Source organism: Dietzia psychralcaliphila (assembly GCF_003096095.1).
Classification (GTDB): domain Bacteria; phylum Actinomycetota; class Actinomycetes; order Mycobacteriales; family Mycobacteriaceae; genus Dietzia; species Dietzia psychralcaliphila.
Genome location: NZ_CP015453.1, coordinates 2,427,119 through 2,447,630 on the forward strand (window position 1 = coordinate 2,427,119; position 20,512 = coordinate 2,447,630).

Annotated in this window: 15 protein-coding genes and 1 tRNA gene; 6 read left to right on the forward strand and 10 right to left on the reverse strand. The window is 60.1% G+C overall.

The annotated features are described in order from the left end of the window. Positions 1 to 3 precede the first annotated feature (3 nt). The 9 genes from A6048_RS11120 to eno all read right to left on the reverse strand — a co-directional run bounded on the left by A6048_RS11120 (position 4) and on the right by eno (position 11,928). A complete protein-coding gene (locus A6048_RS11120; protein ID WP_107748988.1) occupies positions 4 to 1,959 on the reverse strand; it encodes a site-specific DNA-methyltransferase in 1,956 nt (651 codons plus the stop codon). Position 1,960: 1 nt separating this feature from the next. After that, on the reverse strand, positions 1,961 to 3,919 hold the full coding sequence (locus A6048_RS11125) for a site-specific DNA-methyltransferase (protein WP_200837280.1): 1,959 nt from the start codon (positions 3,917 to 3,919) through the stop codon (positions 1,961 to 1,963). Between the two features lie 22 nt (positions 3,920 to 3,941). Next, positions 3,942 to 4,643: a DUF4391 domain-containing protein gene (locus A6048_RS11130; RefSeq protein ID WP_107748986.1), complete on the reverse strand. Its 702-nt coding sequence runs from the start codon at positions 4,641 to 4,643 to the stop codon at positions 3,942 to 3,944. Next, complete coding sequence (locus A6048_RS11135) at positions 4,640 to 7,909, reverse strand: helicase-related protein (protein WP_107748985.1); 3,270 nt, start codon at positions 7,907 to 7,909, stop codon at positions 4,640 to 4,642. Before A6048_RS11135 ends, A6048_RS11130 begins: the two co-directional genes overlap by 4 nt. Before the next feature lie 134 nt (positions 7,910 to 8,043). Next, positions 8,044 to 8,117: transfer RNA gene (locus A6048_RS11140), tRNA-Leu, on the reverse strand. 54 nt (positions 8,118 to 8,171) lie between these two features. Next, positions 8,172 to 9,182, reverse strand: coding sequence for a Ppx/GppA phosphatase family protein (locus A6048_RS11145; RefSeq protein WP_280523807.1), 1,011 nt, complete (start codon positions 9,180 to 9,182; stop codon positions 8,172 to 8,174). Next, on the reverse strand, positions 9,179 to 9,730 hold the full coding sequence (locus A6048_RS11150) for a DUF501 domain-containing protein (RefSeq protein ID WP_107748984.1): 552 nt from the start codon (positions 9,728 to 9,730) through the stop codon (positions 9,179 to 9,181). The genes A6048_RS11145 and A6048_RS11150 overlap by 4 nt, the downstream gene beginning before the upstream one ends. Beyond that, positions 9,727 to 10,566, reverse strand: coding sequence for an FtsB family cell division protein (locus tag A6048_RS11155; RefSeq protein WP_107748983.1), 840 nt, complete (start codon positions 10,564 to 10,566; stop codon positions 9,727 to 9,729). The genes A6048_RS11150 and A6048_RS11155 overlap by 4 nt, the downstream gene beginning before the upstream one ends. A gap of 84 nt (positions 10,567 to 10,650) precedes the next feature. Then, positions 10,651 to 11,928, reverse strand: coding sequence for a phosphopyruvate hydratase (gene eno / locus A6048_RS11160; protein ID WP_107748982.1), 1,278 nt, complete (start codon positions 11,926 to 11,928; stop codon positions 10,651 to 10,653). A gap of 279 nt (positions 11,929 to 12,207) precedes the next feature. Here eno and A6048_RS11165 point away from each other — a divergent pair, with 279 nt between their 5' ends. Together A6048_RS11165 and A6048_RS11170 are read left to right on the forward strand one after the other, a co-directional pair. Then, complete coding sequence (locus tag A6048_RS11165; RefSeq protein ID WP_107748981.1) at positions 12,208 to 12,468, forward strand: ribbon-helix-helix protein, CopG family; 261 nt, start codon at positions 12,208 to 12,210, stop codon at positions 12,466 to 12,468. Further along, positions 12,450 to 12,704 (forward strand): hypothetical protein, encoded by a 255-nt coding sequence (locus A6048_RS11170; protein ID WP_107748980.1) that lies wholly within the window; start codon positions 12,450 to 12,452, stop codon positions 12,702 to 12,704. The genes A6048_RS11165 and A6048_RS11170 overlap by 19 nt, the downstream gene beginning before the upstream one ends. Here the strand turns inward: A6048_RS11170 and A6048_RS11175 are convergent. Then, a complete protein-coding gene (locus A6048_RS11175; RefSeq protein WP_159110159.1) occupies positions 12,659 to 13,267 on the reverse strand; it encodes a zinc-binding dehydrogenase in 609 nt (202 codons plus the stop codon). The genes A6048_RS11170 and A6048_RS11175 overlap by 46 nt on opposite strands. A 340-nt stretch (positions 13,268 to 13,607) precedes the next feature. Here A6048_RS11175 and A6048_RS11180 point away from each other — a divergent pair, with 340 nt between their 5' ends. The 4 genes from A6048_RS11180 (at position 13,608) to A6048_RS11190 (ending at position 19,798) form a co-directional block, all read left to right on the forward strand. After that, positions 13,608 to 14,549: a DEAD/DEAH box helicase family protein gene (locus tag A6048_RS11180; RefSeq protein WP_235027269.1), complete on the forward strand. Its 942-nt coding sequence runs from the start codon at positions 13,608 to 13,610 to the stop codon at positions 14,547 to 14,549. A gap of 88 nt (positions 14,550 to 14,637) precedes the next feature. Then, positions 14,638 to 15,909, forward strand: a complete 1,272-nt coding sequence (locus A6048_RS11185) for a tyrosine-type recombinase/integrase (protein WP_107749041.1) — start codon at positions 14,638 to 14,640, stop codon at positions 15,907 to 15,909. Between the two features lie 224 nt (positions 15,910 to 16,133). Then, positions 16,134 to 17,708 carry a hypothetical protein gene (locus tag A6048_RS18275; RefSeq protein ID WP_146166376.1) on the forward strand — a complete coding sequence of 525 codons (1,575 nt, stop codon included), beginning with the start codon at positions 16,134 to 16,136 and terminating at the stop codon, positions 17,706 to 17,708. Positions 17,709 to 17,902: 194 nt separating this feature from the next. After that, positions 17,903 to 19,798, forward strand: coding sequence for a hypothetical protein (locus A6048_RS11190; RefSeq protein ID WP_235027268.1), 1,896 nt, complete (start codon positions 17,903 to 17,905; stop codon positions 19,796 to 19,798). Positions 19,799 to 20,512 lie beyond the last annotated feature (714 nt).

The window sequence follows — 20,512 nt, forward strand, 5'->3', positions numbered from 1 at the left end:
AGGTCACACCGTCGCGATCGTTGTGTTAGGGCTCAACTGCTTGAGCATCTGCTCAGCGTTGATGCGCGCGGCATCAGTGTTGAATGCTGCGTCTCGGAAGAGGACATGGAGCGGCTGCGTCCGCCCGATGTTCATCAACGCCTCCTGGCTCACTTGCTGAGAGAAGCAGGCCGAGACTGCCCCATCTGCGACGTCGAAAACCACGTGACCGTCAATAATTTGCCGAGTGATAGGAGAGGCAGGGTCGATCCCGAGGTCCAACATTGAACTGAACAGCAGGTCTTCGTCTGTGCGGTCCGACTTCACAGTCGACTGAAGGCCGAGAAGTGATTCTTGCTTGGTCTCGTCCGCAGTCATCCAAACTTCCGTACGCGTGCTGCTATCTAGGCGCAGAGCCCTGAAACCAGTATCGCCAGTGAATCCGTGCTCCCGCAGTGCCGCACCAGCTCGTCGTATACGCTCTCGACCGATCGCCGCGATGGTCTCGAATCCTTCGGAGGCAGCTTGACTTCCCGAACCGCACTCTTCATCGAGCTGAACCATGATGAAGCGTCGGTGACCGCCATCTTTAGAATTCTGGCGGAGGACGGCTTCGGCAGTGGCACACGAACCCGCAAAGAAGTCCACGACGAGGTCGTCAGGACCTGTGGCAACTGAGATCAGCGTCTCGAGCAACCCGACCGGTTTAGGCGTGTCGAAAAGGCGCCCCATCTCGAGGGCGTCCAAGTCAGCCTTTCCGGTCATAGTCGACGGGCCGATGACGATGTCTTTCATTGTCATTCCGTCTACATCGCGAATTTTGGTACGGATTCGAAGCTTGCCGTTGGAGATGTCGAACTCAAGGTCTTCGTGCTCGGCAAGAATTTTTGCACGGCTCCAGCGCCATGCGTGCCAGTTCAGTCCTGGACGGGAATTGGCGTGGGGCATCGCGGTAATGAAGCCCGGATACGAGGTGTCGTCGTCGAGATCGCTGACGCGGACCTCACCGCTGTCGGGGTTATAGTGGATGCGGAATACCATCGTCCGGGCAGTGCGCTCATTGAATTTCGAGTTCGTGTTGTAGAGCTCATTCTTCGTTACGTACGGACCCTTCGAATCTTCTTTGAGTGCGTAGGCGGCGCCCTTATATACGTCGGGCATTAACTTACGCAGCAACGCTCCGGAGCCCCGGAACTGGCTTATAGACTGGGAGTTTTTCGCGAAGCATAAAATGTACTCGTGAGTGCCGGCTGGACCACCGTCGGATATCTGACGGCCCTTGAGGTTGCTGACCCACGTGATGGTGGCTAAGAAGTTGTCGGGTCCGAACAACTCGCTCAGAAGCAACTTGAGTTGCGCGACCTCATTACCGTCGATGCTGACGAACCCGATCCCGTCCTCCATGAGCAACGAACGCGCCACCTTCAGGCGGGCGTACATCATGCTGAGCCAGGCAGAATGAAAGCGCCCCCCGGTCTCAGACGTCGCGACGAGACGCGCACCAGCTTCATTGACCTGTCCGGACTGCTTCAGGTAATCATCCCGCGAACTTGCGAAATCGTCGGAGTACAAGAAATCGTTGCCAGTGTTGTACGGAGGGTCGATATAGATCATCTTCACTTGCCCCAGCAGCGGCTCCTGCAGAAGCTTCAGAGCGTCCAGGTTGTCACCTTCGATGAAGAGATTCCGAGTGCGATCGAAGTCGACCGACTCGCCTCGTGCCGGGCGAAGTGTCCGCGCTGTGGACGAGTTCGAGAGGAGGAGAGCCTCCCTCTTCCCGGGCCAATCCAGATGGAAACGCTCTTGCGGTCCCTCGACGAGATGCCCACTGAATTCCTGTCGGAGCACGTCCCAGTCCACAGCACGAGCAACAATCCCGTCGGCAGAGCGCGTTTCGGTGATCGCGTGAGGGAATCGTTCCGCCAGAAAGTCAATATTGTCTGAAGTATTATCGAATGAGGTAAGGCTAAGCCTGGACAAGTCAAATCACCTTCATGTCAGTTGCAGGAGAGAGTTCCTTGAAGATCTGCTGGGAATTAATCCTGGCGCCGTCAGAAGGAAACCCCGAATCACGGAAGATAGCCCGAAGAGGCTGCAGCGCGGCGAGTTCGCGCACTAACTTCGGCGTCACGTTGTCTTCAAAGCAAGCAACTAAAGCACCTTCGTCCACTACGAAGGTCTCTTTTCCGTCGATCTGCTCAATGGAAATTGGAAGCGTCGCTTCCAGCCCCCAGTCGAGAATCACCTGGAATAGCAGATCTTCCCCAGAACGCCCGGGCTTCACGCTGTCTTGCAGCCCAGTGAGGTCCAGCTGATTGGTATCGTCGGGAGTACGAAGAAAGTCGAGCAGGTTAGTCGTATCAACGCGCAGGGCTCGGAAGCCCACATCCAAGCTTTCTCCGAGCAGGCCCGCCCTTCCCTTCAACTCGACTCCAGCCCGCCGGAGGCGTTCTCGGGAGATTTCAGCAATGGTCGTGAACCCGTGATGTGCGGCGAACGATTTCGGTCCCGACGGCTCATCTAACTGCACGAGGATAAATCGACGCGAACCACCATCGCTCGCGTTCAACGCCATGACCGCGTGGGCGGTTGAGGCCGAGCCTCCAAAGAAGTCCAAGACCACCGCCTCTTTGTCGTTACCAGTCAGCGCGTTAATCCACGTTTCGAGTACCCCAACGTCCTTCGGGTAGTCGAAATACTTCCCGCCAAGAAGCCGCGCCAACGCATCGCTTGCTGGCGCTCGCTCTTTCGATATGACTGGCCGCATAGCCTGCGTGCTCGTATCTGAGAGGAAACGTTTGAGTCGCGGCGTTGTCGTGTGGTCGACGCCGAATAAGATGCGCCCCTCGCCGATGAGCGCTTGCATACGTTCCCTTGCATACACCCAGCCGTTAGGGTGACGCTTAACGGGGAGTCCAGTGCGCGGGTGAGGAACGTCGTACATCAAGTTCTCACGCGGGTTTGGAGAGCGAAGATTGTCACGGGTGAAGATCCGACCATCCCCATCGATCTCGCTATATGCCGTCAAACCGGGTTCAACGTCCGGCTTGGACCTCCACCAAGCGCGAAAACGCTCTGTCGCCCGAACTGGGTCCCCGCCTGCTTCTTTCCAGCACCGCTGACCTGCGGCTACAACGTCGTCGTAGCCGCGCTTAGGCCCCTTAAATCTGACATCGTTTTCGACCAATGTTGCCTTGCTTCGAGCGTATACCAACATGTAGTCAACGCCGCCAGAAGTGAAGCGGGCGTCATTCTTTCCGGAGCCTTGCCAGACTACATTAGCAAGAAAGTTCTCGGCACCAAACACCGAATCTAGCATCGCCCGTAGGTTAGCGTGCTCATGATCATCGATTGCTGCAACAAAGACCCCATTATCGGCAAGAAGTTGGCGGGCGAGTTTTACTCGCGGATACATCATGCTAAGCCAATCTGAATGGAATCTTCCGTTCGATTCAGAATGGGCGACGAGATGCTCGCCAGTCGACGCCCTCTGCCCCGACCTCACAAGATACTCATCTGCGGTCTCCGCGAAATCATCCTCGTAGATAAAGTCGTTTCCAGTATTATAGGGCGGGTCGATATAAATGAGGTTGACCTTGCCGAGGTACGACTCCTGAAGAAGCTTCAACGCATCGAGGTTGTCGCCCTGTATGAATAAGTTCTTCGTCGTGTCGAAGTCAACCGACTCCCCACGGACCGGTCGAAGCGCCTTTGCAATAGGAGCGTTGGACACAAACGATGCCGCCCGCTTGCCCGGCCAATCGAGTTGGTAGCGCTCCTGAGGGCCCTCAACGATGTGGCCGGACAGCTCCTGACGTAGTAGATCGAAGTCGACGACACGATTCAGCTTGCCGTCGGCATCGATGGACTCGGTTACGACGCTCGGAAACAGTTCGGCGATCTTGGCGACGTTGTTTGCAGTTAAGTCAGGTGACGTCATTCGTAGTTTCTCCATGTGATCCTCAGTTCGTGTCGCCCGCGGCAGGGCTGATGCTCGTGCTGGTGAGTTCAGCCAGGTCGGCTTGTTTGGCTCGCAAGGTTCGGCGCAGCACGACTTTGCGGTTGAGCTGTGGTTCATTGCGGAGTTTGCGCTCGAGCGCAGTGATTTCGCGCTCGAGTTTCCGAACGGTAGTCAGTCTGGTGACAACGTCCGACACCTTCTCGCCCGCATGGTTCTTCACGGGGGTGAGCGGTTGAAGCAGAGCGTTATAGAGTCCCGTCAAGTCAATGGCCGTGGGCAGGGTCGCCCGCTTGATGTCCGCGGAATACCACTCCGTACGAAAGTAGGTGCCCATCTTCGGCGCACCGTTTCCGAGCTGTTTGTGCGCCGCTACCATCTGGACCTCTTGCTGCGAGCCTTCGCCTCGGCGGTTTTCGAAGATGATCGGCGTTCGCACTGCTTTGTCGATCGCGGCGAGTACGCCTTCAGCGACATCATCGCCTTTGGCATCGATCTCGAAGACCTGGATTTCCGGCACCTCGGTGGTGCCTGGCAAGTTGATGGTCGAATCGGCCAGTTTGTAGGCCCAGGTGATCCGGCGAACGTCGGCCACGAACGCGTCCTTGACCGCTGCCCCGATGGTGGCGTGCTCGTAAAATTTGGTCTTTGGAACCGTGCGGGCGAACTCGGCCGCCGCCGGCCAGCGGTAGAGGAGGGCCGTCACTCGGTTCCCACCCCCGCATCCACCACCGCGATGAACGCGATGAGCTCGAAGTCGTCGAGGCCACCGATCGTCTGGGTCAATGCGGTCGTGCCGCCATCGGTGAAAAGGCTGTCGAGGTCTCGTTCATCGGTGACTTCGACCATTGATCGGATGGCTGAGGTCAGGAGTTCGGAGTACGCAGCCATCTCCGAACCTTCGTTGGTGGCAGCGTTGAAGACGCGAGTGACAGCAGCAACCGGCTCATCGTGTGGGCGGCAGCTCGCCCGGAGAAGGTCGAGCAGGCTCTTCGCCTCGGTATGGTCGGCGAGGACGCTGCCGTCGTCGCAGAGGTAGACCAAGTAATGCGGGTGCAGCCGATTGCCCCGGTTGGCGCTCTGGTCAACGCCGAGGTCGCGCAGGGCGAAAATTACGCCTGGGCGGAGTCCCTTTGCCGGGTCAGCCGGCACTACGGCGTGCAGGCCTCTGGGGGCCGCGTCGAGCTCCCCGTACTCCTGTATGTAGCCGAGCAGGTCCATGCGAAAGTCGTTGAGACCCAAGTCGGTAATGGAAACACCCGCCCGGACGTCTTCGAGCTCGATCACCTCGTCCTGGAGTTTGCGCAGCTGCTCCTTGCGGTAGGCCGCGTCCGCACTCGCTGGGTCGAGGATATTGTCGTCGCCGACGGCCGCGAGGTCGGCAATGACCATGCGGTTCTCGACGCGCTCCTTGAGGTTGATGTACTCGTCGAGGGAGATGTCGGGCCAGAAATTGACCAATTGGATCTTGGCGTTGATCGAACCGATGCGATCCACTCGGCCGAAGCGTTGGATGATGCGCACCGGGTTCCAGTGAATGTCGTAATTGACCAGGTAGTCGCAGTCCTGCAGGTTTTGTCCTTCGCTGATGACATCGGTGCCGATCAGCACGTCGATTTCACCGGTCACCGCCGGCATCGTGAGATGACGTTGCTTGGACCTAGGCGAGAACAAGGTCATCACCTGTTGGAAGTCGTAACCCTTTCCCAGCGTGGTCTTAGCCGCGTTCCCGCCACCAGTAATGATTGCGCTCTCGAGGCCGATCTCGCTGAAGACGGGAGCGAGCTGCTTGTAGAGGTACTCCGCGGTGTCGGCGAACGCGGAAAAGATCAGCACCTTGCGATTGCCATCATTGATAGGGCGCTGCGCCTTGTGCGTAACGATCGCTTTCAAACGCTCCAACTTCAGGTCATGGGTCGGAGTGACCTTCTGCATCTCTTCGAGGAGTTCGCGCAGTGTCTCTCGGTCGTTCCACAGGTCGCGGTGCCAGGACACGATGTCGATGTCGTCCATATCGATCTTGATCTTCTCGCCGAACGTAAGCGCCTCGACGTTGGCGTCGTCCTCGTCGTCGACATCGAGATCATAATTGTTGAAGTCGACGTCGATCTCACTGATCGCTCCAGCGTGTGTCTCCAACAGCCCCAAAGTTCGATCGACCCCGGCCTCGATTTTGCCCAATGTGAGACGGAATGCCTCGACAGAGCTCTCCAGGCGCTTGAGAAGGTTGACTGTCATGAGTTGCTTGAGTCCCTGCTCACGGCCGCGCTGCCCCAAGTTTGAGCGCGCTGTTCCGACCTTGACGTCGTACAGCTCCTCGTACTTGCTCAGGCGGCTGGGGAACACGTAGGCCAGCGGGGTGTAGACCGCGAGGGTGAGGGCTTGGATCTGCTCGAAAATCTCGTTGAACGTCGCAACACCGGACAGATCCGTCAGCGGTTCACGGATCGACACCGGCGGCATTCGGGCCGGAAACGCCCCGATCTCGCTGGTGTCGTAGAACGCCTGGATGTGCTTGCGCGACCGCGCGATCGTCACCGAGTCCAGCAACTCGAAAAAGTCGAAGTCGAGCATCTTGAGGATCTCATCGGTCGTCCGGGCCTCAGGGGGAAGCTTCGACCAGTCGTTGAAGACGCGCTGAGCTTCGCTGAAGACCTTTTCAACCGTGGTCGACAAGTTCAGATGCTGCGCGAGGTTCTCCGACTCGCCTTCGTAAGCGAGCTGCAACTGGTTTTTCAAGTCGTTGAACCGGTTGTTGACAGGGGTCGCCGACAGCATGAGCACCTTAGTCTTTACGCCCTCGCGTATCACCAGCCTCATTAGCCGCTGGTACCGCGACTCCTTCTCCTGTGAATAGTCGGCGTTGCGGAAGTTGTGCGACTCATCGATCACCACGAGGTCGTAGTTGCCCCAGTTGATCCGATCGAGCCGAAGACCCAGCGACTCCCCGCGCGTGCGTGACAGATCAGTGTGCGCTAGGACATCGTAATTGAACCGATCGCTCGCGAAGATGTTCGTGGTGAGATTGGCGTTGTAGTTCGTCCAATTCTCCGCGAGCTTCTTCGGCGCCAGGACCAACACCGACTTGTTTCGCAACTCGTAGTACTTGATCACCGCCAACGCCGTAAAAGTTTTGCCCAAGCCAACGCTGTCGGCGAGGATGCAGCCGTTGTACGTCTCTAACTTGTTGATGATCCCTGTGGCAGCGTCTCGTTGGAAGTTGTAGAGGCTCTTCCAGACCTGCATCTCTTGATAGCCCGTGCGGTCGTTGGGCAGGACGTCTTCATTGATATCTTCGAGGAATTCGGCGAACAAGTTGTGGAGGATTAGAAAGTAGATCCGTGCCGGCGAGTTTTCGGCGTACACGGTGGCGATGTGCTCGTGCACCGCCTCCGTGACATCGTCGAGCTGCGTCGAGTTGCTCCAGATTTGATCGAACAACGCGATGTACTGGGACGTCATGGGAGCATCGTCGACACGGTGGACCATGTTGGAGACCGCGTTGCCCCGCTCATAACCCAAGTCTGCGGTAGTGAAACCCTGCAGCGGCATATAGGCGGCCCGCTCGTCGACCACAGCGAACTGCTGCATCGGATTGCCGGTCGAGTTGGACCGGAACCGCACCTTGCGTCGCACCCACTCGGCACACTCGCGAGCAATCGCCCGTTGGGTTAGTTTGTTGCGAAGACGGATCTCGAACTCTGACCCCGCCACACTGGACGCACCACGGGCGGTAGCGGGGATGAAGAATTCCCGACGCTCCTTGCGAAGTTTATCGGTAACCTTTGAGGTCACGAACGCTGGCGAGGTGAAGATAAACTCCAATTCGCTGACCTGGTTGAGCTCTGTTCGAAGCGCCTCGAACGCGAAGATCGAGAACGTCGAGGCCGCGATGCGGACCTTCGAGCCAGGCGTGATTTCCCGCTTCAGGTCATCACCCAGCAGCTCGCTAACGTTGTCGATTATTCGCACGGCACCCTTTCGCTTACTCGGAACTTGCCGAACTCCGCCAATTCGGAGGCGGAACTTTAGTCACCTTAATGGACATTTGTCTAGGGCCGGAGGGTTCTGCGGATAGTGGTCTTGCAATGAGTGTTGACGAATCGTGCCCCCAGTCGGACTCGAACCGACACTTTGACGGTTTTAAGCCGTCTGCCTCTGCCAATTGGGCTATGGGGGCTAGTCGGCCTCGCCGAGGCGGGGCCGAGTGGACACGGAACGCCCAGGGTCGGAGTTAGCCGACCATACGAGCTAGCACCGACATCGCGATCCCGTCCAGGATGTCCTTCTCGCTCACCGTGATCTCCGAGAGCCCGGCGCGCTCAGCCATCACATCACAGAGGGCGGCGGCCACGAGTGACCCTCCCCCGATCACATCTGCGCGGCCGGGATGCATCGGGCCGAGGCTGCGGCGTTCAGTGACGGTAGCGGCGACGAGACGCGCGCACACGTCCCGCAGCTGATGCAGCGAGATGACCGAATTGTGCAGCCGCTGAGAGTCGTACTCGGCCATGTTCTGCGCGATCGCCGACAGCGTGGTGAAGGTGCCGGCCACGCCGATCCAGCGCGTGGCCAGACCGAGCGGGAGCTCGCCGGCGTCGGCCAGCGCGGCGGCGATCACGGCCTGGGCGTCGGTGACCTCGTCGGCGGTCGGCGGGTCCGAGTGCAGCGACCGCTCCGTGATCCGCACGCAGCCCACGTCCACACTTCGGGCCCCGAGAATGCGCACCTCGCCGTCGACAAGCTCCCCCACCACGATCTCCGTGGACCCACCGCCGAGATCGGTCACCACGAACGGCCCGTCGGACGGGTCGAGGTCGATCACCCCGCCGGCAAAGGTCAGCTCGGCCTCGGTCTGCCCACTGATCACCTCGGCCACCGCGCCCGGGAAGTGCGCGCCCAGCACCTCGGCGGTCATACCGAAGAACTCGTCTTTGTTGCTGGCATCGCGAGTGGCGGAGGTGGCGACCATGCGCACCGACTTCACGCCGAGCTCGGCCATCGTGACCGCGTAGTCAGTGAGCGCGGTGCGGCACCGGGAGATCGCTTCGGTCGACAGCCGGCCGGTGGCGTCGACGCCCTCACCGAGGCGGATGATCCGCATCTCGCGGGTGACGTCCGTGAGCCCGGGCTGGCCGGGAACGCCCTCGGCGACGAGCAGTCGGATGGAGTTGGTGCCGCAGTCCACTGCTCCGACACGAACAGGCCCCACCCGGACGGCGTCATCGGGAGCAGCCGCGGTCACTCCTGGTCCTGCGCGTAGTAGTCGGGCACGCCCAGTTCCTCAGGGGTGGGCCAGTCCTCGGGAAGCGCGTTGCCGCGCAGGCCGGCCTCGCAGGCCAGCGCCACGGACTCGTCGCCCAGCCACACCACGCCCGGCCCTTCGGCCAGGGCATACGCCATCAACACATGCAGGCACTTGACCCGCTCGGGCATCCCGCCACCGGAGAAGTCGGTACCGAGGTCCTCGATCTCGTTGCGCTGCGCGAGATACCGCTCATGCGCCTGGGTGTAGTTGAGGGCCATCTCGGGGTCGGCGGTCAACCTCGTCGTCATCCCCCTCATGATCCCCGCGGATTCCTGCCGACTCGCCTCGGCGGTGAGCCGCGGATCGGTGAGGTAGTACAGCGTCGGGAACGGGGTGCCGTCCTCCAGCCGCGGCGCGGTCTTGACCACCCCGGGCCTGCCGTCGGGGCTGCGGTAGGACACCTCCAGCACCCCGCGCGGCCGCCGGCCCAGCTGGGCCTCGATCGCCTCGAGATCGTCACTGGACACGCTGTGTTCGGCGCTCACGCTGGGGGGTCCTCCTGTGGTTGCCGGGGCGCATCGGCGCCCGGAGTGTCGATGTCGAGGTTCCCGCGCTCGGGGTCTACCGGAACGGCCGGGGTATCGGGGCCGCCGGGGATGCTGGTGCCCTCGAGCACCGACGTGCCCCCCGGGAGACTCGAGCTCTCCGGGAAGACGGGATCGGCGGGCACGGAGATGGAGTCCCACACCCGCGTCTGCCACGGCAGCGCCGCCAACTCGGCCGCGCGCTGCTCGGCCGCCGCCTGCTCCACCGGATCCACCGGGCTGACCCGGTACGGGGTCTCCCCCGGCTTGACGGCACCGAAGCGGATCCGGGCCTGCTGCTCGATGTACGCCGGATCGGCGAGCAACTGCTCCTCGGCCTCGAGCTCGGCGATCGTGGCCTGCAGCGCGGCCCGCTCCTGCGCCACCGCCTTCTCGTCCGAGAGGAACTGGTAGTGATTGCGCAGGGGAAACGACACCGTCACCAGCAGAATGATGGCGACGACGGCGAGGAGTCCGATCCGCCGAGGCGTGTAGTTTCGCGGGCCCAGCACGGTGTCCGAGAGGTCGGTCCTCGTGGTGAGCCGGTGGGCCTCCGGATGCGCGGTCGAGCCCACCCGGCCGGAGCGGGCCGAGGCGGGGACCGGCCGGTCCCGCTCCCGGCTGGGCGTACGCCGCTGGGGCGTCTGCCGGCGGGTGGGGTCGACAGGAGACTCACCGCGGGTGCGACCCCGCTGGGGGGCCCGGCGGATGGGCCCCGACGCCTCGCCGGGACGCCGGGACGACGACCGATCTCGGCCGTCGCCCCGGCGATCAGAAGGGCGTGGTGGGCGAGCCATGAGCCCTCCTCTCGACTACCTACCTGCTCGGACTGGGCTTGCTCGAACTGTGCCTACTCCGACCGTGTGGTCCGGGGGCCTGGCTCAGGCGTTGAAGCGCGGGAAGGCGCCGGCGCCGGCGTACCGGGCGGCGTCCCCGAGCATCTCCTCGATTCGCAGCAGCTGGTTGTACTTGGCCACGCGCTCCGAGCGGGCCGGGGCGCCGGTCTTGATCTGGCCACAGTTGCAGGCCACCGCGAGGTCGGCGATGGTCGTGTCCTCGGTCTCGCCCGAGCGGTGCGACATCATCGAGGCGTAGCGGTTGCGGTGTGCCAGCTCGACGGCGTCCAGCGTCTCGGTGAGGGTGCCGATCTGGTTGACCTTGACCAGCAGTGCGTTGGCCGCGCCCTTGGCGATGCCGTCCGCAAGGCGCTGGGGGTTGGTGACAAAGAGGTCGTCGCCCACGATCTGGACCTTGTCGCCGATCATCTCGGTGAGGGTGGTCCAGCCCTCCCAGTCGTCCTCGTCGAGCGGGTCCTCGATGGAGACCAGGGAGTAGTTGGCCACCAGGTCTGCGTAGACGTCGGCCATCTCGGCGGCGGAGAGTTGCTTGCCCTCGAAGTGGTACTTGCCGTCCTTGTAGAACTCGGTGGCCGCGACGTCCAGCGCGAGCGCCACGTCGGTGCCGAGGGTGTACCCGGCCTTCTCGATGGCCTCCACGATCACGTCGAGCGCGGCCTTGGTGGAGTCGACGGACGGGGCGAAGCCGCCCTCGTCGCCCAGGCCGGTCGACAAGCCCTTGTCCTTGAGCACGGCCTTGAGGTGGTGGTACACCTCGGCGCCCATGCGCAGGGCCTCGCGGAACGTGGGCGCACCGATCGGGGCGATCATGAACTCCTGGACATCCACGCCCGAGTCGGCGTGAGCGCCGCCGTTGAGGATGTTCATCATGGGCACGGGCAGGACGTGCGCGTTGGCGCCACCGATGAAGCGGTACAGCTCCAGGCCGGCGGCCTCGGAGGCGGCACGGGCCACGGCGAGCGAGACGCCCAGGATGGCGTTGGCTCCGACCTGGGACTTGTTATCCGTGCCGTCCGCGTCGAGGAGGGCCTCGTCCACCAGGCGCTGCTCCTCTGCGGGGATGCCGATCACAGCCGGAGCGAGCACGTCCAGTACGGCCTCGACGGCCTTGGTCACGCCCTTGCCCAGGTAGCGGTCGTCGGAGTCGCGCAGCTCCACGGCCTCGTGGGCGCCGGTCGAGGCACCCGAGGGCACCGCGGCCCGCCCGAACGAGCCGTCGTCCAGAAGCACCTCTACCTCAACGGTGGGGTTGCCTCGCGAATCGAGGATCTCCCGGGCTCCGACCTGCTCGATAAGCGCCATCTGTGCTCCTTGGGGAAGTTCGTGGATCGTGTCTGGGCCGGCACCGCGTTGGGTGGTTGCAGTACCGGGGGCCATTGTTCCACGTCGGTCTACAGGGCGGGGTCAGGCGTGCTGGGCCACATCCCTTCGGGTGCGCTGCGTGTCTGATCACGTCACGGCGGGATGCGATGCACGTCCGGACCAGACCGGCAGCGCAACCCGGAGGTGAAGAGTGAAGCCTCGGCCCATCAACCCGGCACGTGCTGCCCATTCGGACAGATTCGTATTACGATAGTGCCCATGGAGCGGAAAATTCAGGGTCAGAACGTCTCCGAAGAACAGCTCGACAATTGGGTCGCCGAGGCTGAAGAGGGTTACGACATCACCTGGCTGCAGAAGCGCATGGGTCGTCCCACACGATCCGACCGCGCGGCCCGAGTCGTCCCGGTTCGCCTGACCGATGCTGAACTCGAGGCTGTCATGGCCCGCGCCGACCGGGAGCACCTCAACCGATCAGAGGCGATCCGCCAGGCGTTGGCGCAGTGGGCCGCCGCCTCGTGATTGTTCGATCGTCCGCGCGGAAACACGGCATCTCCGACGAAGACATCCGAGCGGCCCTCGACACCGCCGTCCTCTCCGGACCGCTGGACGACGACCATCCACAGCGAAACCTCGTTCTGGGGTTCGACACGAACGCTCGCATCTTGGAGCTGGTCGCGCTGCACTATGACGACGGCACCGTCGAGGTCATTCACGCGATGAAGGCCCGCCGCACATATCTCAACCTGCTCGAGTAGCTGCCGGTTCCGGACTTCGGCACCCAAATTCGCCGCCCGGCCTGAGCCCACCCCTCGAGCCTCGCTCGAGCAGCTCCCGGCAGACCCCGCCCAACGCGAGGTCGTCCGCCGAATGCTCGCTGCTGGTGACCACCGCCGTCAGCAGGTCCTTCATAGTCAGACGACCTCGTCGTCGTCAATATCGGGGTTCTCAGCCCCGCGCCGGGAGGTCGGTCCGCGAACGTGCCCGCGAGGAAGCCCCGCAGATTGATGCCCTTGCTGATGGCATTGAAGAGGTTGTCGGGAGCGGCCGGCGGCTGACCGTTATAGCCGGCGATCGCACCGCAGAGGGCGACCCGGCCGAGCCGGCACAGGTGCGTAAGCGCGGCCTTGAGGTGATCGCCTCCGACACTGTCGAAATACACGTCGATCCCCTCGGGCGCGAACTCGCTGAGCGGCTCGTCCAGTTCGTCGCGCCAGTTGATCGCCGCATCGAGCCCGAGCACCTCCGTGAGATAGGCGACCTTCTCGGCGCGGCGGGCGCTGCCGACAGCCGTGCGCCTTGGCGAGCTGCGCCGCGACACTGCCCACCGCACCGGCGGCAGCGAGGATCCACACCACGTCTCCGACGGCAATGCAGGCTAGCGCGACCCCGGCTTCAGGGCCCGACTACGAACCACCTCGCAGTCAGAATTCCGGCCGCGGCAGGCCCGTGTCGTCGTCATCGTCTTGCCTTCGACCCCCAACGCGCAGACTCACGCCGGCTCCCCTCGCTCACCCCGGCGGCCCGGCGGGGTGCGCGCCAGCTGACGCCGGCGGTGACGTACCCGGCCCCTACAGTGAGCCCGACCCCGCCACGACCACCCAGGAGGACTCCGTGGACTCACCCGCCCTCATCACCGCCCGCGCCGGGGCCGGCCATTGATGGCGGCTCGGCCCTCACGCAAGTCCACAACCAAGCGCAAGTCGAGCTCCAGGCGGGCGACGTCGGCCAAGAAGCGGCCCGCCGCGGCGCCGACGGTTCCGACGATCCCTCCCGGCCAGCGGGTGTGGCTGCTGGAGCTCCCGTGGGGAGGACTGGGCGGTGGGACGCCGGCCGGGGTGACCTACTTCAAGGCGCTCACCGCGCACGCCTATGTCGGCACCGCCCTGCCGAGTCCACTGGAGCCCTACGCCAGTAAGCCCTACTCCTACCTGCGGTGGCTGGAGGACGAGCTCAACGGCAGCGAGGGCCAGGGCGCGACCGCCGCGCCGATGTCGCTTCGGCCGGAGCAACACGCGGACGTGGACGCGATCGTCGCTGCCGCCCAGCGCCAGTTCCGGCAGGTCCACCTGGCGAACGATGTGGGCACCGGCAAGACCCTGGTGGCGGTGGCCGCGGCCAAGGCCATCGCGAAGTCGCGCGGCGCGCGCACCATCCTGGTGACGGTGGACCGGCCGGCGCGCATCACCATCCCGTCGTGGCGACGCACCATCGCCGCGCTGTGTAGCGACAACCAGTGTGACGACGACCTGCGCTGGATCATCATGTCCTCGGACAGCCTGGGCAAGCTCATGGCTCGAAACGGGCGCCCGCGGCTCAAGGTCGACGTGGCGGTGATCGACGAAGCCCATCAGTTCCGACACGCCAGTAAGCGCACAAGCTACATGCGTCGTCTGACCCGGATGGACGGGCCGCACGAGAAGGCCCCGTTCGTGCTGACGATCACCGCCACCCCGGGCCATCACCCGGGCGTTATGCGCTCTTCGTGGCAGTGTCTCATCAGACGGCTACAGTGCCAGCGGGACTGGGCTGCTAGCCCCAGAGCCGTAGGGGTGGAAGTTGAGCGTGGAGTTGTACTTTGCCAAATGGGCGGCAATCGGTGACGGACCGATGTCTCTCGATCCAGAACTGACTCCACGACGACGGATCAAGGATGGGACACCGATACTCGTAGATGACCAGATGCGACCGATGGAGCCCTGGTGCACTTTCCTACGCTTGTATTCTCAGAACTTAAGCCGCAATACAGTTCGATCTTATTCGCGAGATGCCGTGACATTTGCCAAATTTCTAGATGATCGTGGCGTAACAATTCTAGAGACTGTAGAGAGCGAAATAGCCGCCTTCTGCGACGACCGGCTCAGCAGAGGAATATCGACGCGGACTCTCGACCGTCAATTAGTATTCGTACGCGCCTTTTTTAACTATCTATACGAAACTGGTCAGCGAGATGAACTGCCATGGATCCGGATAGCCAGCAGATCAGTCGTTCATCGTAAAACTCCCTCGACGGACCTAAGGGTGAGGGCTGTTACCCGTGCTCAATGGGATGCCTTCCGAAATGTTGGACTAGGTGGCCAATTACCATCCGGGGAAATGGATCAATCTTTCCGCGGTAGATCGACTGTGCGAAATATGTGCGGTGCAGAACTAGCAATCACCACTGGAATGAGACTTCGTGAGTGGCAATCGTTGCTTGACATTGAAATTCCGGAAGGGGCGCCCGGCGCATCCGTTGAGCTACACGTTTCGGCGAAAAATTGTCGTCGGAGAAATATTTATATCCCAGCTTCCACGATACGTGAAATAGACCTGTATCGAGCGACAGAGCGCCGCCAGGCAGTGAGGCTTTCTCAGGCCTCGCTTCGAAAGAACTTGCATAATCTCGCGGTAGTCCGACAAGTGAAACCTGCTAGCAGAACTCTGACCTACACCATAGGAGGCGTCGAGGAGACTTACGAAGTTCCGTCAATCCCACTGGCGCACCGCCGAATACTGGTGCGTCAAGACCAATCAGGATTGATCGAGCCAATGTCCCTGTTTCTGGGGAGAGGGGGAATGGCACCGAGCCCGCGGAGGTGGCAGCAATATTTTAACACGGCGAATACTCGACTGGCTCAATTCAGGGATCAACTTAGCCACATGCCGGCCGCAATTACGCCGCACGACCTAAGGCATACATTCGCACTAGTAATGCTGCGTAGCCTCCAACAGCAAGCCGCAAAACTCGAGCAGTCACGTCCAGCACACAGGACCGGAACGATCAGTGAACATGTCAGTCACAACCCACTGTTAACGTTGCAGCGACTCCTCGGGCACGCGAGCCCCTCAACGACAATGGTGTACTTGCAATATATCGATGAATCCCATGAACTTGTACAACGAGCTTTCGAAGAGTGGAATGACGAAAATACGGACTATGCGACCTATGTTATAGATGCCATCACGAGGGACTCACGTTGAAACAACCAGGCTCGCACCAGCGCGTTGTCATACTCGAAAGCAGTCGAGCCGCAACCGCCAGGATTAACCCTGATGACTACCGGGCTTCTACTCTGATCAGCGAATTTGCGGATGCGTGGGTAGCTCGCTCCAAACTACTGGCGCCTACAACGACCGCCAATTACGCTGCATGTATTCGTCATCTAGGAACGTTTCTCAACGAAACACAGGATCAATTCCTAACAATGTCCGGTGACGGACACGCAGTAGCTGTGCGCTTGCATAACTGGGAGGAACAGCTAATCAAAGAGTACCTGCCACCGAGCACACGCGGGAAGAAAATGGCAATTCAAATTCGCGCGCTAGCCCAATACTGGCTACAGGACAACGCCATAGATGCGGCAGTTCTAGCCGATTGGGCAAGCGGCAACGTGCTCGATCAACGGAGAGATACGAGTGTACCGTTAGATGAATTCAGCAACGCCGAGCGTATTGCACTACGGGACACGTGCAGACAAATTGTCCGGGAAACCGAACGCCGGCTACGCCTAGGTGAAACCCTTTTGGCCAGTGGGAGAGATCCTCGAAAACATGGCTGGAAAGAAATTGAAAATCTAGTGTGGGCAATAGCTAACATACCTTTCGAAGAAGCGTATCGCGATGAGGTAATCGGCCCTCAATGTCGTGAGTATGCGCGACGTATTGCCGAATTGGCCAACACCGGGCCTTCTGGAGTTAACTTTTCGACATGCCTGCCAGCGCTGGCCGGATTATTCTTGGCACCGACGCCCGAGTATGTATTGGCAATACGAGTTTTACTACATCTAGAGACAGGGTGGTCGCCAGAAGAGTCACGATTCCTGCTTCGTGAGGACGTAGTGCATGAGGGCGATAAAGTCAGGGTGAAGACAACGAAGCGACGCGCAAACAGGGTTCGGTGGGAGCACTTGCCGACCAGTGGAGGGCTGAACCCTGGATGGAAATCGGGCGATCTGATCATTCGCGCCATGAACTCAATGAAATTCTCGCATATCAACACGACTGAAAAGTCACCGTTTTGGGTCGCAGGATTAGTTACTTATGTCAGGCAACCCCCAGAGGACTATCCAGGGTTCTCAATTCGGCCTGTGCCCTTTAAAGCCAAGGCCAGACTAAAGTCTTTGATCGAAAGGCAAAATCTTCAGATATCTGAGCCGCATGATATGCGTCGACTACGGAAGACCGTCAAGAGCATCAGAGCAGCCACGTTAGGGACATTACATGGTTCCGCGGGAGACGATCATTCAGTCGAAGTTTTCCAGGGGTATTATGCGCCAGTAACCACCGTCAATACGGTCGCTGCCCATACTGTCATTCGAGCACAAGAGAAGGCGCTGAGACGAGCTCTTCGAGGCCCTACGGTGGTGACCAAGCCGGCAACCGAGCTTGTTGACTGTGAAAATTTGGCTATGGCACAAATCGCCGGCGAGGTTGCAAATGAATCCGACGTGGAGAAGGAACTGACACTGGCAGGTTGCTCAGCGCCTTATAGTTCCCCATTTGCGAAAGATGGGAGTTTGTGCCACGCCGCTCCTTCTCTCTGCTTGCAGTGCCCCAATGCATTGGTGTTCAAGGACCATTTACCGCGGTTGGTAGCTTACGAAACTATCTTGAAAGAGATCCAAAAGTCCCTGAGCCCGGTTGTCTTTGATGCGACTTACGGAGAACAAAATAGAAACCTCCAAACAATCCTAAGTTTATTCGGCCAAGAGGACTTAAATAGAGCAAGAACGAATCCTGCGCCCTTACATAGGTCGCTTGGCGAGATGGGTACATTTTGAACGCCGGTAGTGACAGGACGGCGCACCGTTCGTGGCAGCCGGTTTTTGCAGATGACGATGTTGTGATCCCTGAAGGCCGACGGATCAACTCCGGGGCGGTCCCGCTGTTCGGGGATATGCCGATATGGGACCTAACCGCGATGGGGGTTTTGCCGAGCCGGAGCGCCTCTAGTGCGCGCTTACGGTTTGACCGGATGCCGCAGGACTGGGTGCTGATAGCAAAAACCCTGGCGATGGCATTGTTAAACCCCGGGCATCGAGAATTATTAGGCGCCGGCCTATTCAGCATGAACCATGCCTTCAAGGTTGGAACAATCAAAGAGCAGCATTATGAGATGGCGCGCCTTGCACGGTGGTCAGAAAAAGTTGGCCTGACGTCAGTTCTGTCGTCGTGGACCGCGGATGATTGTCAATCGTATTTATTGGAGGTCGAAACCACTCGTTCGATTGCCGCGCGGAAAAATGCCCAGTCCCTTCTAAGGCGACTTTATACTTGCCGGGGAATCCTGGGAGAGCGTGGCCTCTTAATTGAGGTTCCGCCAGCGGGTGGGAAGGCAGGTAGTGGCGAAATCTTGACTCGGCCAATACCTCCTGAGGTATTCTGGCCGCTAATAAGAGCATGTTGGACATACATAGACGTATATGCGCCGGACATCATCCGAGCCCGCGATGATATTCAAGACATGATTTTCGCATCCTCACAACTCAAGTCTGATGGGCATGGAAAGACGCTCGGTCGCCGGGAGTCCAGGCTCCGCATTGATCGCGCTTTGGATGATTGGCTGGCCTCTCCGAGTGGCTTCGTTCCATTGCATATTTTAACGTACGGTAATGCTCGTAGAGGTGAAGTGAACTGGGGAAGATTCAGTCTTCTTTTCAGCCCCTTTGGTGGGGGTAAACACGTATTTGAGGGCCCGTACGGTAAAGGGCGGAGGACGCTGGTCGAGGACGCCGTAAGAAATGGATTTCCTACCCGAGACGGTTTTAGCTCGGTAGAACTTACAGTTGTTGATCGGGCTGATGGCACACGTGGTCCATGGTGTTCCGGATTCGATGACCTGCGCCTACATAGGGAGCTGGTTCAGCTTAGGAATGCCTGCTACATCTTCGTGTCGATCATGTCCATGATGCGTGACAGCGAGGTCCGGGGTATCACCTCGGGAGCAATTGTCACGCACTACGGTGCTCCTGCAATTGAGAGCAGAGTCCACAAACACCAACCTGATGGTGGGACCTCGCGCAGGTGGTGGGTTAGTGATCCTGTCGTGAAGGCGATTAAAGTGGCGGAGGCGATCGCGCTCGACGAAAACAAGATCTTTGGTAGTGCTATGAGGGGCGAGTCAACCGGGTTTAAGCCATTTACCCAAATCCCCTCTTTTGTTTCGTGGGTTAATAGTTACGCTGACGATAGGGGCCTCCAGAGGATTCCCGTGCAGCACATATCTCCACACATGTTTCGTAGGACGATGAGCATAATTGCGGCGAACGAACCTGATGGAGAGATTGGGCTTGGGATCACGCTGAAGCATAATGCCGTTCGCGCTCTATCCAACGCAACGACTTCTGGCTACGGGGCGGTGACCCCAGCTTGGGCTCGCGAATTCGATCACGAAAACAAGAATGTCAACGCGGGTGAATTGGTATCTTATTGGTCGCGCAATAGCGATGGTCAGCGAGTGGCTTTTGGCAACGGCGAAAAGGGCTTCGTGGACGGCCTGAACCGTGTTTCTGCGACACTGGAATCAGCTGGGAAGATTGGCGACGAACGTATGCTCAGGAACCTTTTGCGCGACGAGTTTGCGTCAATTCGACTTGGTACAATCAATCACTGCTTAGGCGATCCGCTGAAGGCTCGGTGTCTGGAAGGGCAGTCTGAAATAGTCCGAGCGGGGGGACCAATCCCGAGCATGTGCCAGCCCGCGGCCTGCCATAATTCGATTATTACCGTTGAGCAGCTATCAATATGGAGGGGCGAGGAAGCAGATTTGATTGAGAAGCTGAGTGACCGGAAGATGGCTGGAGTGCATAGGGCTAGGTTGAAGAAGCAGTTACAAGACGTGCGAAAGGTTCTAGGGAGTTTAAGAACATGACGGATGCGGAGCCGATAGCGGAGACACCCAGGGCAGGTGGAAGTGAGCAGAAGCTGCGCGCGGCTATGGAGCGACTGCTGAGTGGTACTCCAATTCGAACCGACGGCCGATTGATTAAAAAGAACCTGCATTTAGAGGCGGGGGTCAGCAGAGCGACCATGAACCGGGCATCGGCTGTGATTGAGGAGTGGAACTCAGCAGTCCGGGATACTCACCCGCGTGATTCAAAATATGACGCTCTAGAGCGAGAAACTGCGGCTCTGCGTGAGACAGTCGGCAGGCTGAGGAAAGAAAAATCTGAGCTTGGACGGAAGATTCAGGCGGCAGTGACGGTCAACGCAGAATTGAATGCCGAACTTCGGGCGTTGCGCGGAATGGATCCCACCGGCACTATTGTTCCGTTGTTTCAGCCTCGAACATCGAGGCCGCGGTAGAGGATCGTGGTCCTTCATCCGGCCCGTAGTCTGGCCTGGGTCGAACGCCTTAGTCTCCTATGCCTCCGCCGCAGTGGTTGTCATCGCTGATAGTCAGGGGTATGACGTACGAATGCGCGAATCCGGAACTTTTGATCCGGAAGGGCCCCTTTGTCTCCGCTCGCAGACTCCAGTACTGCTCCCCAGCGACGGAATCGCGCCGACACGTTGATGATGTCAAGCCAACTCGCGCACATTCCGGCCGGCCGTCGAACGAGACCGATAACCAGATGTTCTGTAA

What these genes read in the sequence shown, in the direction of transcription:
- A6048_RS11125 (WP_200837280.1), bottom strand. Translation starts at nt 3,919, where the DNA reads ATGACGTCACCTGACTTAACTGCAAACAACGTCGCCAAGATCGCCGAA.
- A6048_RS11155 (WP_107748983.1), bottom strand. Translation starts at nt 10,566, where the DNA reads ATGGCTCGCCCACCACGCCCTTCTGATCGCCGGGGCGACGGCCGAGAT.
- eno (WP_107748982.1), bottom strand. Translation starts at nt 11,928, where the DNA reads ATGGCGCTTATCGAGCAGGTCGGAGCCCGGGAGATCCTCGATTCGCGA.
- A6048_RS11165 (WP_107748981.1), top strand. Translation starts at nt 12,208, where the DNA reads ATGGAGCGGAAAATTCAGGGTCAGAACGTCTCCGAAGAACAGCTCGAC.
- A6048_RS11180 (WP_235027269.1), top strand. Translation starts at nt 13,608, where the DNA reads ATGGCGGCTCGGCCCTCACGCAAGTCCACAACCAAGCGCAAGTCGAGC.
- A6048_RS11185 (WP_107749041.1), top strand. Translation starts at nt 14,638, where the DNA reads ATGGAGCCCTGGTGCACTTTCCTACGCTTGTATTCTCAGAACTTAAGC.
- A6048_RS18275 (WP_146166376.1), top strand. Translation starts at nt 16,134, where the DNA reads ATGTCCGGTGACGGACACGCAGTAGCTGTGCGCTTGCATAACTGGGAG.
- A6048_RS11190 (WP_235027268.1), top strand. Translation starts at nt 17,903, where the DNA reads ATGCCGCAGGACTGGGTGCTGATAGCAAAAACCCTGGCGATGGCATTG.